We start from the raw sequence: 14,748 nt of genomic DNA on the forward strand, positions 1-14,748 counted from the left end.
GAATCTGCAGCTACCGCAGGCGTCCGGTCCGTGAAATTCTGCGTCCGCACCGCGCACAGCCGGGTTACCCAAAAGTACGATGGCGGGCGCTGCGCACAGCGCGCATGGATCGATCTTGGGAGGCGGCGTGACAGCCATCGAGCAGACAGAGGCGGCCCGCCCGCGGGGCACGCGGCTTCCGCGCCGAGCCCGACGCAACCAGCTCCTGGGCGCCGCCCAGGAAGTGTTTGTGGCGCAGGGGTACCACTCCGCGGCGATGGACGACATCGCCGAGCGGGCCGGGGTCAGCAAGCCGGTCCTCTATCAGCACTTCCCGGGCAAGCTCGAGCTCTACCTGGCGCTGCTCGACCAGCACTGCGAGTCGCTGCTTCATGCCGTGCGTACGGCCCTGGCGTCCACGTCGGACAACAAGCTGCGCGTCGCCGCGACGATGGACGCCTACTTCGCGTACGTGGAGGACGAGGGCGGCGCGTTCCGTCTGGTCTTCGAGTCCGACCTGACGAACGAGCCGGCGGTGCGCGAGCGGGTCGACCGGGTGAGCCTGCAGTGCGCCGAGGCGATCTCGGACGTCATCGCCGAGGACACCGGACTGTCCAAGGACGAGTCGATGCTGCTGGCCGTGGGCCTCGGAGGCGTGTCCCAGGTCGTCGCCCGCTACTGGCTCTCCAGCGAGTCGGCCATCCCGCGGGACAAGGCGGTGCAGCTGCTGACCTCCCTGGCCTGGCGGGGTATCGCGGGCTTCCCGCTGCACGGGACCGAGGGCCACTGAGCGCTGCCGGGGGCGGTTGTTCCCGGACACTGTTCGCTCCTGGCGTGCGGCCGCGAGGCTGCCGTGTGCTCTCTCCGGGCTAATGTGTGCTGCGTACGGCGCGGTTGACCGCGCAACGCTGACCGTTCGGAGGGACATAGCCGTGGAGGTCAAGATCGGCGTGCAGCACGCGCCCCGGGAGATCGTTCTGGAGAGCGGGCAGTCCGCCGAGGAGGTCGAGCGCGCGGTGGCCGACGCGCTGGCCGGCAAGGCGCAGCTGCTCAGCCTGACGGACGACAAGGGCCGCAAGGTCCTGGTCCCGGCGGACCGGATCGCCTACGTGGAGATCGGCGAGCCGGCGGTGCGCCGGGTGGGCTTCGGCGCGCTCTAAGCGGCACGAGGCGGCACGACGCAGCAGACATGACGAAGGGCCCGGCGGGAGACCGCCGGGCCCTTCGTCATGTCCCCACGGCCAGGGCGATGGGCTCTTTCGTCGCTGTCGCGGGTCCCCCGGCAGTCGGCCCACCGGGCGCCCGGGCGCTGGGCGCCGCGAGAAGAACCGGCTCCCGCGAGGTGTCCGTGGCGCCCCGGGCGGTGGGCTCCTCGTCGTGTTCATGGCGCCCACTGGGGCGGGAGGAGGATTGCGTTCCGCGCCCGACGGGTAGGACCGCCTACGACCGTTTTGCCCGCCCCGCACCGCCCGCGAGGTGATCCGCAGTGTTTCTGGAAGCTCTCGGCTCTGCCCTGCTCGGACTCGCCCTGGCCTGGGCCGCCGTGCACCGGCTGCCCGACCGGCTCCCCGCGCGCCCGGTCGTCCTCTCCACGGGTGGACTGGGCTCCGCGTTCGGTGCCGTCGTGACCCATGCGGCGCTGGGACCGGGTCATTTCCTCGGCACCCTCGCGGGTGCGGTCTTCGTCGGAGCCGTCCTGCTCTCGCTCCTGATCCGCCCGGCGGCACGCCGCCTGCGCCGATCAGCGGCGGCGTGACCCACGCCGCCGCCGGACCACGAGGAGTTAGGCGGCCAGCCCCAGCGCGGCCATCCGCTTGGTGTGCGCCTCGGTGATGCGGGAGAACATCCGGCCGACCTCCGCGAGGTCGAAGCCGTCCGCGACGCCGCCGACCAGCATGGTGGAGAGCGCGTCCCGCTCCGCCACGACACGCTGCGCCTGCGACAGCGCCTCGCCCATCAGACGGCGCGCCCACAGGGCGAGCCGTCCGCCGACCCGCGGGTCGGCGTCGATCGCGGCGCGCACCTTCTCCACCGCGAAGTTGCCGTGGCCGGTGTCGTCGAGGACCGCGAGCACCAGGGCGCGGGTGTCGGAGTCGAGCCGGGCCGCGACCTCACGGTAGAAGTCGCTGGCGATCGAGTCGCCGACGTACGCCTTGACCAGGCCCTCCAGCCAGTCGGACGGCGCGGTCTGGCGGTGGAAGTCGTCCAGCGCCTTGGCGAAGGGCTCCATCGCGGCGGTGGGCTCGGTGTCGATCGCGGTGAGGCGGTCGCGCAGCCGCTCGAAGTGGTGGAACTCGGCGGAGGCCATCTTCGCCAGCTCGGCCTTGTCCCCCAGGGTCGGCGCGAGCTTGGCGTCCTCGGCGAGGCGCTCGAAGGCCGCGAGCTCGCCGTAGGCCAGCGCGCCGAGCAGGTCGACGACCGCGGCGCGGTACTGGGGCTCCGCGGAGGCCGTGGCCCAGTCCTGGGCGGCGATCCCGGTGAGTTCCCCGGCGGGCTTTCCGTCGGACTTTCCGGCGGGTCCTTCGGCGGCAGTGGCGTTGTCAGGCGTCTCCATGAAGCGCACAATAGCCCGCTCGCAGGACCGGGGAAGGCCCTGGTCAGTCACTGTGACGGCGCCCTCATTACGAATTCGCCCAACACACATGCACGAATCCGGGGTACAGTGATAAAGCGCCTGCTGAGTATTCAGACATGCCAGCCATGTTCGAACATGCTCGGTGGGCCATCTCATGAATGAGGATGCCCGGTCGGTGGCCCGATCGGCTCCGACCCGACAGCCCTCCGTGCGCTCCTTTGCACATGAGGGGCCCCCTCAGCGGCACGACGCTCGAGCGATGGCAGTGGTCCCGCGCCACCCCGGTTGTGATCGTTCCGATCCGCAGCCGGAAGTGATCCGGCACGGTACGACCCCTGTCGTTCGCCTCGCGCCGCGTCTCACAGAAGAGGCAGCACCCTGACTACGACTTTCCGCGATCTCGGAATCCTTCCCGAGACGGCCGAGGCCCTCGAGGCCGTCGGCATCGTCACCCCGTTCCCCATCCAGGAGATGACCCTTCCGGTCGCCCTCTCCGGCAATGACGTCATCGGCCAGGCCAAGACCGGCACCGGCAAGACGCTCGGCTTCGGTCTGCCGCTCCTCGAGCGCGTCACCGTTCCCGCCGACGTCGAGGCCGGCCGCGCCAAGCCCGAGCAGCTGACCGACACGCCGCAGGCGCTCGTGGTCGTCCCCACCCGTGAGCTCTGCACCCAGGTCACCAACGACCTGCTGACCGCCGGCAAGGTGCGCAACGTCCGCGTGCTCGCCATCTACGGCGGCCGTGCGTACGAGCCGCAGGTCGAGGCCCTCAAGAAGGGCGTCGACGTGATCGTCGGCACCCCGGGCCGGCTCCTCGACCTGGCCGGACAGAAGAAGCTGAATCTCTCCCACGTCAGGGCACTCGTGCTGGACGAGGCGGACGAGATGCTCGACCTGGGCTTCCTGCCCGACGTCGAGAAGATCATCAACATGCTTCCGGCGAAGCGTCAGACCATGCTGTTCTCGGCGACCATGCCGGGCGCGGTCATCGGCCTGGCCCGCCGCTACATGTCGCAGCCCACGCACATCCGCGCCTCCGCGCCGGACGACCAGGGCGCGACCGTCGCGAACATCACCCAGCGCGTCTACCGCGCGCACTCCATGGACAAGCCGGAGCTCGTCTCGCGCATCCTGCAGGCCAACGGCCGCGGGCTCGCGATGATCTTCTGCCGTACGAAGCGCACGGCGGCCGACATCGCCGAGCAGCTGGAGCGCCGCGGCTTCGCGTCCGGCGCGGTCCACGGCGACCTCGGCCAGGGCGCCCGCGAGCAGGCCCTGCGGGCCTTCCGCAACGGCAAGGTGGATGTCCTCGTCTGCACCGACGTCGCCGCGCGCGGTATCGACGTCGAGGGCGTCACTCACGTCATCAACTACCAGTCGCCCGAGGACGAGAAGACGTTCCTCCACCGCGTGGGCCGTACCGGCCGCGCCGGTGCGAAGGGCACGGCGGTCACGCTGGTCGACTGGGACGACATCCCGCGCTGGCAGCTGATCAACAAGGCGCTGGAGCTGGACTTCAACGACCCGGTCGAGACGTACTCCACGTCCCCGCACCTCTTCGAGGAGCTGGACATCCCGACGGGCACCAAGGGCGTCCTGCCGCGCACCGAGCGGACCCGTGCGGGTCTGGGCGCGGAGGAGGTCGAGGACCTCGGCGAGACGGGCGGCCGCGGTGGCCGCTCCGGTTCGCGTGCGAAGTCGGCGGCCGCGCCGGTGACCGAGGAGCGTCCGGCCCGTACGCGTACGCCGCGTCAGCGTCGCCGTACGCGTAATGGCGCCCCGCTCACCGAGGCGCCCGCGGTCGAGACCCCGTCGGCCGAGCGGTCGGCCGAGCAGCCGTCGGAGCCGCGCACCCCGCGTCGCCGCCGTCGCACCCGTGTGGGCGCGCCGTCGGAGGCCGTGGTGACCCCGGTCGTCGAGGCCGCGCCGGTCGTCGAGGCCGCGCCGGTCGCCCCGGCCGAGGTCGAGGAGGCCACGAAGCCCCGTCGCCGCCGGACGCGTGCCGCGAAGCCGGTCGAGGCGGAGGCCGTCGTGACCCCGGTCGTCGTCGAGGTCCCGGAGGTCGTCGAGACCAAGCCCCGTCGCCGCGCGGTGAAGAAGACCGCCGAGGCGGTCGTCGAGGCCGTGGCCCCCGCGGTCGCGGAGGTCGCCGAGGCCAAGCCGCGGCGCCGCGCCACCAAGAAGGCCGCCGAGGCCGTCGTCGAGGCCCCCGAGGCCATCGTGGAGACCAAGCCCCGCCGCCGCACCACCAAGAAGGCCGCCGAGGCCGTCGTCGAGGCCCCCGAGGCCGTCGCGGAGACCAAGCCCCGCCGCCGCACCACCAAGAAGGCCGCCGAGGCCGTCGTCGAGGCCCCCGAGGCCATCGTGGAGACCAAGCCCCGCCGCCGCACCACCAAGAAGGCCGCCGAAGCGGTCGTCGAGGCCGCGCCGGAGGCGACCGAGGCCAAGCCGCGCCGCCGCACGACGAAGAAGGCCGTCGCCGCCCAGCCCGAGAGCTGACGCACGATCGACAAGGCCCCGCTTCCCTCACCGGGAGGCGGGGCCTTCGCCGTTCCAAGCCCCGTACGAAGGCGTCCCGGTACACGCGAGGGGAAACCGCGGGGGAGACACCGCCTCCGCCCCGGCTAGCCTCGTCCCATGAGCCGGCCGCCCACGTTCACCCCGCCCCCCTGCACCCGCGCCTACTCCCTCGCCACCACCCGCGGCGACTTCGCCGTACTGGACGCGCTCCCCTCGGGCGCCCCCAGGGGGACCGCCCTGCTCCTGCCCGGGTACACCGGGAGCAAGGAGGACTTCATCGCGATGCTGGAGCCGCTCGCCGAGGCCGGCTACCGCGCCGTCGCCGTCGACGGTCGGGGACAGTACGAGACTCCCGGCACTGACGATCAACTGGCCTACAGACAGGATGAGTTGGCCCGTGACGTGCTCGCTCAGGCCGAGGCTGTCGGCACCCCGGTCCATCTCGTCGGGCACTCGCTGGGCGGTCAGATCGCCCGGGCGGCCGTCCTCCTGGACGCCACGCCGTTCACCACGCTCACGCTCATGTCCTCGGGGCCGGCGCAGGTCGCGCCGGCCCAGCAGGAGAAGGTGAAGCTGCTGAGTGACGCGCTCGCGGTGATGAGCATGGCGGAGGTGTGGGAGGCGATGCGCGCCTTCGATCCCCCGGAGGACGCCGAGGACGTGAAGGACGCCCAGGGCGCCCGGGTCGCGGCCGCCAACGGCGCGGCCCTGCGCAGGCGTTGGCTGCTCCACCACCCCGCCCAACTCCTCGCGACGGGCCGTCAGCTGACCGTCGAGCCGGACCGGGTCGACGCGCTGGCCGCCGTGCGCCCGCTCCCCAAACACGTCGTCTCGGGCGTACGGGACGACACCTGGCCGGTCCCGCTCCTGGACGCGATGGCGGAGCGGCTGGGCGCGCGCCGCACGGTCATCGACGGCGCCGAGCACTCCCCCAACACGGACCGCCCCGCCGAGACCGCCGCCGCTCTGATCGGCTTCTGGGATCAGTACTGAGACTGCAGGTGGTGCCAGAAGCCGTCCCGCAGGGCCCTGCGCAGGGTCGCGTGCCCCCGCAGGGACCGGCTGAGCAGCTTCTCGGCCTCGATGAGAAGGTCCTGGTCGACGGGTCCGGGGAGATACGGATGGCCGGGCAGCAGCTCGGCCATGGTGTTCCGGCCGCGCTCGGACAGCCAGGTGGCGGCGATCTGGGCGCCGATGAAGCGCACCTCGTCGCGCGACGGCGGCGGTTCTCCCTCGTTCTCGTACGTGGTGACGGGGCGCCGGGTGACGTACGGGCGGCAGAAGTCGAGGTCGAACGTGCGCCGGCTGTCGACCTCCCAGAGCAGCGGCTCCGCCTGGTTGCGCCCGTCGGCCGCCTCGATGCCCCACAGATGGACGCGCGCCCCGTACCCCTGGGCCGCTTCGACCGCCGAGACGAGGTCCTCGTCGCCGCCCACGAGCGCCGCGTCGCTGATGGCCCGGTGGCGGGCGAGCGACTCGAGGTCGGTGCGGATCAGTGAGTCGACGCCCTTTTGCTGGTTGTTGGCGTTGAGGTTGCCGAGGCGCACTTTGACGTCGGGCAGTTCGGCGATCGCCTGCTGCTCGGGGGTGTGGATACGGCGCCGGGCGCCGTCGTACCAGTAGACCCGCAGCAGCCGGCTGTCCGCGAAGATCGTGCGGGCCTTGTCGATGAAGGCCTCGATGAGACCTTCGGCGTCCAGGTCGAAGGAGCGCCGGTCCTCGGTGCCTGCCACAAGCAACCCGGCCGCAGCATAGACGTAACCGGCGTCCACGAAGATGGCATGGGTCGAGGGGGTCTTCGCCACCTCGACCAACATGCGCTGGAGGAGCTCATTGGTGCGCTCCAGGCGCTCTCCGAGGTCGGCGGGCCGGTCGGTGTGGGTGCTCTCTGCGTCGTTCATACGGGCCTCATTCTCCGGGGATCAGGGCCCGGCCGCCAGCTCCCCTACCTCCTAGTAGTTAGCCATCCGAAAAATTTCCTTAGCGTAGGGAATGTTTGCAGGATGCATCCCGTTGAAGACTTACAGAACCACAGTTCTCCTCCAGGAGGATCACGCAGACGAAGGGAGAAGCCCATGCGCTTCGAAATCTTGCGACTCGACGACGTCGACGGCACCGCCGTCGACAGCACCGTCGTGGACGCCGCCTCCGTCAATCGGATCGTGCAGCAGGCCGCCGCAATCGGCCAGCGCATCTGGATCCGCCCGGCCGAATCCACGGCCTCGTAACACTCACGCGTCATGACGCACCGCGCCCCCGCGCGGACTCCGGAAGAACCGGAATCCGTACGGGGGCGCAGTGGTGTCCGGGGGGACCGACCGGCGCGGATCAGGCGCCCTGGATCACCTGCGTGATGCCGTTGATGATCTGCTGTACCGCGATCGCGGAGAGCATCATGCCCGCGAGCCGCGTGACCAGCACGACGCCGCCGTCCTTGATGACCCGGATGATCAGCAGCGAGTAGCGCATGGTCACCCACAGCACCACGTGCATCGCGACGATCGCCGCCCAGACGGAGACCTGCTGCCCGACGCCCTGGGCGTGCTGGACCGCCAGGATCACCGAGACGATCGCACCGGGGCCGGCCAGCAGCGGCATGCCCAGCGGCACGAGCGCGACATTGACGTCCTTGGTCTGCTTGGGCTCGTCGGTCTTGCCGGTCAGCAGGTCCAGGGCGATGAGCAGCAGGAGCAGACCACCCGCGATCATCAGCGCGGGTACGGAGACATGCAGATACGCGAGGATCTGCTGCCCCAGGATGCCGAAGACGGTGATCACGCCGAACGCCACGGCGACGGCCTGCCACGCCATCCGGCGCTGCACCTTGGTGGCCCGGCCTGAGGTCAGGGCGAGGAAGATCGGCGTGATCCCCGGGGGATCCATGATGACGAACAGGGTCAGAAAGAGTGAGCCGAAAACGGCAACGTCGAACACAGTGAGGGCCTTGCGGGAGAAGGGTCGTACAGAGAGGGGAGCGGGGCGCGCCGGCACGGCGCCGGCCCCGCCAGGAGGGGGAAAGCGCGAGGAGCGTCGGTTACGCGCGTCCGCCCGCGCCCGGAATAGGGAAGGCGCCCGTCGCGCGGCGCGTGATCTCGCCGTAGATCTCCGGGTCGGTGGTGTACTCGCCGAGCCGGCAGGTCTTGCGGCTGCCGTGGTAGTCGCTGGAACCGGTGACCAGCAGCCCGAGGTCGGCCGCGACGGCGCGCAGCCGGGCCCGGGTCGGCTCGTCGTGGTCCATGTGGTCGATCTCGATGCCGTCGAGACCGGCGTCCGCGAGGGCCGCTATCGCGTCCTCTGAGACCGTACGGCCGCGCTTGGCGGCGCCCGGGTGGGCGAAGACGGTGACTCCGCCGGCGTTCCTGACCAGCTTGATCGCCGTGAAGGGGTCGAGCTCGTGCTTCTCCACGTAGGCCCGGCCGCCGTCGGCGAGCCACTGGGGCGTGAAGGCGTCGGAGACGCTCGCGACGACTCCGAGTTCGACGAGGGCCTCCGCGATGTGCGGCCGGCCGACCGAGCCGGCCCCCGCGATGCGCGCGACCTGCGCCCACTCGACGGGAACCCCCAGCTCCTGGAGCTTGCCGACCATGGCCCGCGCGCGCGGGACCCGGTCGTCGCGGACCAGTTCGCGCTCGCCCGCGAGCTCCGGCTCGTCGGGGTCGAAGAGGTAGGCCAGCATGTGCAGGCCGATGCCGTCGAGGCGGCAGGAGAGTTCGGCGCCGGTGACGAGCGTGAGGCCGGCGGGGAGTGCGGCGATCGCCTCGGCGTGGCCGCGGGTGGAGTCGTGGTCGGTCAGTGCGACGACGTCCAGGCCCTCGGCGGCCGCGTTGCGGACGAGCTCGGCCGGGGTGTCCGTACCGTCGGAAGCCGTGGAGTGGGTGTGCAGGTCGATGCGCACGACGCGGGACTCCGGGGCTCGGGACGGACAGCGGGACGCTCAAGGATAACGGGCGATTCGAACACTCGGGAGCACTCCGGGCAGCCCACCAGGGCCGACTCGGTCACATCCCCACCTCTCGCCTCCCCCGGCCGGCACACCCCGTACGGCTCGCGCGGCCCGCCAGTCAGGACAGCAGCCGTGGCGTCAGCGCCCCGCAGGGCAGCAGCTCCACCTCCGCGCCCGCGTCCCGCAGATCGGTCAGCACCAGCTCGTCGTACATCAGCAGCCCCGACTGCTCGGGCCACACGATGGCCCACAGCCACAGGCCGCGCGCCTCGCCCGCGAAGACGGCACGGTCCTCCGGGGCGCCGGAGACATGCCAGAGCGGCGTGGGGCGGCCGGCGGCGAGCACTTTCGCCTGGGGCGGCTTGTCCACGCACATGGCGGGCCCGGGATCGGGCCCGTCTATCCCGGCGTAGCGGGCCCCGAGTCCCACGCCCAGCTCCTCGGCGACGAGGAGCAGCTCTCCGATGCCGCCGAGCGGGCCGGGGCCCGAGCAGGCGACGGCGGTGGCACGTCCGCCGCTGCGGTCGTCCCCGGCGTAGGCGACACCGGTGTAGAGCCAGCCGACGGGCAGGGGCCAGGGCATCCACACGGGGACCTTGGCGCGGTGCACGACCACCCCGAGCGCCTCGACGCTGGGCGGGATCACGGGCTGCAGCGGGTGGACCGAGCCATGCAGGTCGCACTGCCACGAGTCGGCGAAGAGACCGGGCGCCCTGACCCGGCCACCGCACTTCGGGCAACTGGGTTCGCCCCTCATAGCGTTCAACGGTCCTCCCCGGCCGTCCTCCCGTCAAGGACGATCACCCGTCCGGCCTGTCGCCTGTCACCCGTACCCCGGGGCTCCCACCTGCCAAAACTAGATGTAACTTGCATTCATTAGCTCCTCTAACTTATTCTGTGTATATCGCAACGATCTGTCGATGCCAGTCGATGTCGGAGGAGAAGTCATGCGCGGACACGATCCGTTCGCAGAGAACCAGGGCTCGGGAAGTCTGCTGCGCCAGCCGAAGGCGGTATGGGCGACCGCCGGCGCGTCCGTCGTCGCCTTCATGGGCATCGGCCTGGTGGACCCGATCCTCCCCTCGATCGCCCAAGGCCTGCGCGCCACGCCCAGCCAGGTCTCCCTGCTCTTCACCTCGTACTTCCTGATCACCGCCGTCGCGATGCTGGTCACCGGCTTCGTGTCCAGCCGAATCGGGGGCCGCAAAACGCTCCTCGCCGGGCTCGCGCTGGTGATCGTCTTCGCCGCGCTGTCGGGGACCTCCGGCTCGGTGGGCGAGCTCGTCGGCTTCCGGGCCGGCTGGGGACTGGGCAACGCGCTCTTCGTCTCCACGTCGCTCGCCGTCATCGTCGGCGCGGCGGCCGGGGGGAGCGCGGCGGCGATCCTGCTGTACGAGTCGGCGCTCGGCCTCGGCATGGCCTGCGGGCCGCTCCTCGGAGCCGTCCTCGGCGACGCCAGCTGGCGCTACCCGTTCTTCGGCACGGCCGCCCTGATGGCCGTCGGTTTCCTGTGCATCACGGCCTTCCTGCGGGAACAGCCGAAGCCCGCCCGCAAGACCTCACTGCTCGACCCCCTGAAGGCGCTCGGCCACGGCGGGCTCGCGTCGGCCGCCGCGTCCGCGTTCTTCTACAACTACGCGTTCTTCACGGTGCTCGCATTCACGCCGTTCGTACTGGACATGACGCCGTACAAGTCGGGTGCCGTCTTCTTCGCCTGGGGCGTGCTCCTGGCGGTCTTCTCCGTGCTGGTCGCCCCTCGGCTGCAGAGGCGCTTCGGGTCACTGAAGGTGCTCGGCGGCTCGCTGGTGCTGCTCGCCGCCGACGTGACGGTCCTTGGGTACGGCGACCACACGACCGCGATCGTCTGCACGATCCTCTCCGGCGCCTTCATCGGGGTGAACAACACGGTCTTCACCGAGCTGGCGCTCGGCGTGTCGGACGCGCCCCGGCCGGTGGCAAGCGCGGGGTACAACTTCGTCCGCTGGTTCGCGGCGGCCGCCGCCCCCTACCTCGCTCCGAAGATCGAGGAGTGGAGCGACGTCCACACGCCGTTCCTCGTCGCGGGCGCCGCGGCGGTCGTCGGCGCCGGAATCGTCTGGTCGCGGCGGGCCTCGCTGACCCTGGAGGCGGCGCGCCCGGAGCCCAGCGACCTGACGGAGGACGGCGTCACCGTCTTCGCGAACTAGCCTTTCTTCGAAGGCAGTTCAGGCCATCTGTCAGTCGAGCGTCACGGACCTGCGCAGCGGATCGCGCAGGTCCGTTCCGTTCGCCAACCAGCGCTCCTCCAGCGCCTGGGCCCCGTGCACCCGCTTCCAGGCCGCCTCGTTGGAGGTCATCGGGAGCAGCGGCAGAAAGCGCACCGGATCCATCGGCTCGTCCAGGTCGAGGTCCTCCACCAGACCTCCGGGCTCGGCGACCAGGACGGAGCTGAACGGCGCGCCCGGCCAGAGCGGTTCGCCCACGTCCAGCGAAGCGCCGGGCGCCACGATGACGCCCTCGACCTGCGGCGACGCGGCCAGGACGGCGAGCGGGCGCAGTACCTTGTCGGTGTCCGCGAGCCCCGCCCGTACCGACAGCACCAGCTCGGCGCGCGGCCCCTTGACCGGGTCGGCGAGCACCGCCGTCGGGTCGGCCATCGGCAACGCGGACATGCCGAGCGTCGCGTACCGGACGACATCGCCGTCGGTGAAGCGCAACACCTCGATCCGGTCCGTGCCGAGGAACGTCACCGCGGCGCGCGCGTCCGGCTCGCCGAGCGCGGAACGCAGCCGGGCCTCTACCAGATCCAGAACTTCTCCCATGCAGCGAGCATAAAGCGCGTACGGAATGGGCAAAGGAAGGGATTGACCCTCAGTCGGCTGATAGTCTTGGCCGCTGGTCGGGGCAGCACGCCGAGCGTGCTTTCGAGTCCCGACGACACGTCATCCCCCACGGGGGACCGGCCGGAGGAGGTGGGGCTGCGGTGGATCGAAGTCGATCGGGCAGTACCAACCGCTCTTCCGCAGGACGCCTCCCCTCGGTGATCTGAGCCCCCGCATCTCGGCCTGACTTCACCGGGCATCGGGTTCACGGCATCGCGCACGACGGAAGAGCACGTCATCTTTGCCTGTCTGTAGCGAACGCCGTCACCGCGATCCCGCGGTGCCGCCCGCTTTGCGGATGTGGTTCCACGTCCCCATTCCGGGCTGTGCCACGCCTCGCCGGCGGCCTCTCCGTGAAGGAGCACGCCATGTCGATGATCCGTGACCTGCGCGCGGCCGTACGCCCCGCGCTGCGCCCCGCCCCGCACAAGGGCGGCGCCCCCTACAGCTCGTACGACCCCACCCGTGACCCCTCCGCCTCCAGTGCCGTCGTCGACTGTGCCGTCTACCGCGACGGCCGCCGGCTGAAGGACCAGGAGTGCCTGACGCCGCGTGAGGCGATGCGGCAGGTGCGGGAGGACGGCGGCTTCGCCTGGATCGGTCTGCACGAGCCGACGGAGGCCGAATTCGCTGGTATCGCGGCGGAGTTCGGGCTCCACCCGCTTGCCGTGGAGGACGCCGTCCACGCCCACCAGCGGCCCAAGCTGGAGCGGTACGACGACACCCTCTTCACCGTCTTCAAGACCATCCACTACGTGGAGCACGCCCAGCTCACCGCGACCAGCGAGGTCGTCGAGACCGGCGAGGTCATGTGCTTCACCGGCCGGGACTTCGTCATCACGGTCCGGCACGGCGGCAAGGGGTCCCTGCGCAACCTCCGGCACCGGCTCCAGGACGACCCCGAGCTGCTCGCGAAGGGCCCCTCGGCCGTGCTGCACGCGATCGCCGACCATGTGGTCGACGGCTACATCGCGGTGGCGGACGCCGTGGAGGTGGACATCGACCAGATCGAGATCGACGTCTTCTCCCCGCCCGCGAAGGGCAGCACCCGCGGCGCCGACACCGGACGGATCTACCAGCTCAAGCGAGAGGTGCTGGAGTTCAAGCGGGCCGTGTCGCCGCTGCTGCGGCCGATGCAGCTGCTGAGCGAGCGGCCGATGCGGCTGGTCGACCCGGACATCCAGAAGTACTTCCGTGATGTCGCCGACCACCTGGCCCGCGTCCAGGAGCAGGTCATCGGCTTCGACGAGCTGCTCAACTCGATCCTGCAGGCGAACCTGGCGCAGGCGACGGTCGCGCAGAACGAGGACATGCGCAAGATCACCTCGTGGGCGGCGATCGTGGCCGTGCCGACCGCGGTCTGCGGGGTCTACGGCATGAACTTCGACCACATGCCGGAGCTGCACTGGAAGTACGGCTACGAGATGGTGCTCACCGGCATCGTCGCGATCTGTTTCACGATCCACCGCACCCTGAAGCGCAACGGCTGGCTGTAGCGGGGGCTGTTCTAAGCTGCGGGCATGACAGAGACGCTGCTCGGCCCCGCCCTCGTCGAGGAGGCCACCAAGAAGTCCGGCCTCATCTGGGTGCGGGGCACGGGCCCCGCCCGGGCGCTGTGGCATGTGTGGCACGAGGGTGCCGCGCATGTCCTCGGCGACGGCCCCGGCGAGCAGCCGCTGCCGGGGCTGGTCGACGGGGCCACCGCCGAGGTCACCGTGCGCAGCAAGGACAAGGGCGGCCGCCTGGTCGCCTGGACCGCGGTGGTGAGCGAGCTGGAGCCGGGCTCGGAGGCGTGGGAGTCGGCGGTCGGCGAGCTCAAGGGCAAGCGCCTGAACGCGCCGGACGGCGAGGCCATGACGGACCGCTGGGCCCGCGAGTGCCGGGTGGTCCGCCTCACTCCCCAGGACTCCCGTACGGACCTTCCGGTCACGTCCCTCTCGGAACCCCCGCTCCCCACCCCGGCCACGACGCGCCGGCCGATCCCGGCCTCGGTGCCCCGCCTCCTGTTCAAGCGCCGCGGCAAGCACTGAGGGGGCCGGCCGGTGGACCGGCCGCGGACCCCGGCTCAGCTCGAGCGCGGGAGCTCGCGACCGTAGTCGACCGTCTGGTCCGGGCTCGGGGGCGTCAGCGGGAAGTCCTTGTTCCATTCGGAGAGGACTACCACGCCCGCCCCGCCGGCCCGGGCGAACTGCAGCGGATACGGCTCGCCCTCCAGCGAGACGTCCATCGTGCCGCCCTCGCCCTGCTCGCCGCCCTTCAGCTTGACCGTGCGGGTGCCGCCGATCCGGTCGCGGTCGCCCTTGACGGCCTCGCCGTGCAGCCCGATCAGGCCCTGCAGCAGCGAGCGCATGTCGGTGAAGCCGCGGAGCTGCTTGTACGAGGGGTCGCCCTGCGGGACCTTCACGTACTTGTCGTCGAGTTTGTCCGCCGCCTCGCTGCCGGGCCGGCTCGGCGAGGCGCTCGCCTTTCCGGCGTGCGACCAGAAGCCAGCGTCGGCCTTGAGGTAGAGCGCGTCGCCGACCCGCAGCAGCTCGAAAGTGCTGTTCTTCGTGACGACGGAGCCGGTCGCTCCGGCCTGCTTGAGCCGCATGTTCAGCTTGTACGTGCCGCCCTTGCTGACGAGGGTGCCCGAGAGCCGTACCGCCTTCGCGCCGCCCGCCGCCGCCTGCGCCTTGGACTCGATGGCGGTCGCGGAGAGCTTGCCCACGCCGTTGGTGCCCTCGTCCGGGTCCGCTCCGCAACCGGTGAGCGCCGCCGTCAGTCCGGCGCAGAGCGCGACGGGGAGAGCGGCCCTGCGGGCTCGCGATACCGGGGTGAGAGCGGTCACCGGCGCACTGCCTCTCGTCTGCCTGTGGGGGATGGCAGATCGC

General features: G+C 71.1%; 16 protein-coding genes. 9 read left to right on the plus strand and 7 right to left on the minus strand.

The window, feature by feature from the left end; genetic code table 11:
- The first annotated feature begins 127 nt into the window (after positions 1-127).
- From ACZ7J0_RS19685 to ACZ7J0_RS19695, 3 genes are all read left to right on the plus strand, one after another.
- Positions 128-769: a TetR/AcrR family transcriptional regulator gene (locus ACZ7J0_RS19685; RefSeq protein WP_470888965.1), complete on the plus strand. Its 642-nt coding sequence runs from the start codon at positions 128-130 to the stop codon at positions 767-769.
- 142 nt (positions 770-911) lie between these two features.
- Positions 912-1,139 carry a DUF3107 domain-containing protein gene (locus ACZ7J0_RS19690; protein WP_355831773.1) on the plus strand — a complete coding sequence of 76 codons (228 nt, stop codon included), beginning with the start codon at positions 912-914 and terminating at the stop codon, positions 1,137-1,139.
- A gap of 326 nt (positions 1,140-1,465) precedes the next feature.
- Positions 1,466-1,735, plus strand: coding sequence for a hypothetical protein (locus tag ACZ7J0_RS19695; RefSeq protein ID WP_470888967.1), 270 nt, complete (start codon positions 1,466-1,468; stop codon positions 1,733-1,735).
- 27 nt (positions 1,736-1,762) lie between these two features.
- On the opposite strand, the gene ACZ7J0_RS19700 is transcribed toward ACZ7J0_RS19695, so the two are convergent.
- Positions 1,763-2,533 (minus strand): ferritin-like fold-containing protein, encoded by a 771-nt coding sequence (locus tag ACZ7J0_RS19700; RefSeq protein WP_470888969.1) that lies wholly within the window; start codon positions 2,531-2,533, stop codon positions 1,763-1,765.
- Between the two features lie 492 nt (positions 2,534-3,025).
- Here ACZ7J0_RS19700 and ACZ7J0_RS19705 point away from each other — a divergent pair, with 492 nt between their 5' ends.
- Together ACZ7J0_RS19705 and ACZ7J0_RS19710 are read left to right on the plus strand one after the other, a co-directional pair.
- Positions 3,026-5,053, plus strand: coding sequence for a DEAD/DEAH box helicase (locus ACZ7J0_RS19705; RefSeq protein ID WP_470888971.1), 2,028 nt, complete (start codon positions 3,026-3,028; stop codon positions 5,051-5,053).
- Between the two features lie 138 nt (positions 5,054-5,191).
- A complete protein-coding gene (locus ACZ7J0_RS19710) occupies positions 5,192-6,067 on the plus strand; it encodes an alpha/beta fold hydrolase (protein ID WP_470888972.1) in 876 nt (291 codons plus the stop codon).
- Here ACZ7J0_RS19710 and ACZ7J0_RS19715 read toward each other — a convergent pair.
- Positions 6,058-6,975 carry an NYN domain-containing protein gene (locus tag ACZ7J0_RS19715; protein ID WP_470888974.1) on the minus strand — a complete coding sequence of 306 codons (918 nt, stop codon included), beginning with the start codon at positions 6,973-6,975 and terminating at the stop codon, positions 6,058-6,060. The two genes, ACZ7J0_RS19710 and ACZ7J0_RS19715, sit on opposite strands and share 10 nt — an antisense overlap.
- 174 nt (positions 6,976-7,149) lie before the next feature.
- Between ACZ7J0_RS19715 and ACZ7J0_RS19720 the strand changes: the two genes are divergently transcribed.
- Complete coding sequence (locus ACZ7J0_RS19720; protein WP_468711807.1) at positions 7,150-7,302, plus strand: hypothetical protein; 153 nt, start codon at positions 7,150-7,152, stop codon at positions 7,300-7,302.
- A gap of 100 nt (positions 7,303-7,402) precedes the next feature.
- Here ACZ7J0_RS19720 and ACZ7J0_RS19725 read toward each other — a convergent pair whose 3' ends face one another.
- The 3 genes from ACZ7J0_RS19725 to ACZ7J0_RS19735 all read right to left on the minus strand — a co-directional run bounded on the left by ACZ7J0_RS19725 (position 7,403) and on the right by ACZ7J0_RS19735 (position 9,774).
- Entirely contained in the window at positions 7,403-8,008 is a 606-nt protein-coding gene (locus ACZ7J0_RS19725) for a MarC family protein (protein ID WP_468711808.1), read from the minus strand.
- A 100-nt stretch (positions 8,009-8,108) separates the two neighbouring features.
- Positions 8,109-8,969: a PHP domain-containing protein gene (locus tag ACZ7J0_RS19730; RefSeq protein ID WP_470888977.1), complete on the minus strand. Its 861-nt coding sequence runs from the start codon at positions 8,967-8,969 to the stop codon at positions 8,109-8,111.
- Between the two features lie 166 nt (positions 8,970-9,135).
- Positions 9,136-9,774 (minus strand): DUF6758 family protein, encoded by a 639-nt coding sequence (locus tag ACZ7J0_RS19735; RefSeq protein WP_470888978.1) that lies wholly within the window; start codon positions 9,772-9,774, stop codon positions 9,136-9,138.
- A gap of 190 nt (positions 9,775-9,964) precedes the next feature.
- On the opposite strand from ACZ7J0_RS19735, the gene ACZ7J0_RS19740 reads away from it, so the two are divergent.
- Complete coding sequence (locus tag ACZ7J0_RS19740) at positions 9,965-11,203, plus strand: MFS transporter (RefSeq protein ID WP_470888980.1); 1,239 nt, start codon at positions 9,965-9,967, stop codon at positions 11,201-11,203.
- 30 nt (positions 11,204-11,233) lie between these two features.
- Here the strand turns inward: ACZ7J0_RS19740 and ACZ7J0_RS19745 are convergent, their stop codons facing one another.
- Complete coding sequence (locus ACZ7J0_RS19745; RefSeq protein WP_470888982.1) at positions 11,234-11,818, minus strand: suppressor of fused domain protein; 585 nt, start codon at positions 11,816-11,818, stop codon at positions 11,234-11,236.
- A 428-nt stretch (positions 11,819-12,246) separates the two neighbouring features.
- Between ACZ7J0_RS19745 and ACZ7J0_RS19750 the strand changes: the two genes are divergently transcribed.
- Positions 12,247-13,374 carry a magnesium and cobalt transport protein CorA gene (locus ACZ7J0_RS19750; RefSeq protein ID WP_468711813.1) on the plus strand — a complete coding sequence of 376 codons (1,128 nt, stop codon included), beginning with the start codon at positions 12,247-12,249 and terminating at the stop codon, positions 13,372-13,374.
- Between the two features lie 24 nt (positions 13,375-13,398).
- Complete coding sequence (locus tag ACZ7J0_RS19755; RefSeq protein ID WP_470888984.1) at positions 13,399-13,908, plus strand: hypothetical protein; 510 nt, start codon at positions 13,399-13,401, stop codon at positions 13,906-13,908.
- A 35-nt stretch (positions 13,909-13,943) separates the two neighbouring features.
- Here the strand turns inward: ACZ7J0_RS19755 and ACZ7J0_RS19760 are convergent, their stop codons facing one another.
- Positions 13,944-14,705: a hypothetical protein gene (locus ACZ7J0_RS19760; RefSeq protein ID WP_470888985.1), complete on the minus strand. Its 762-nt coding sequence runs from the start codon at positions 14,703-14,705 to the stop codon at positions 13,944-13,946.
- Positions 14,706-14,748: the final 43 nt, after the last annotated feature.

The organism is Streptomyces sp. NPDC038280, from assembly GCF_055600045.1.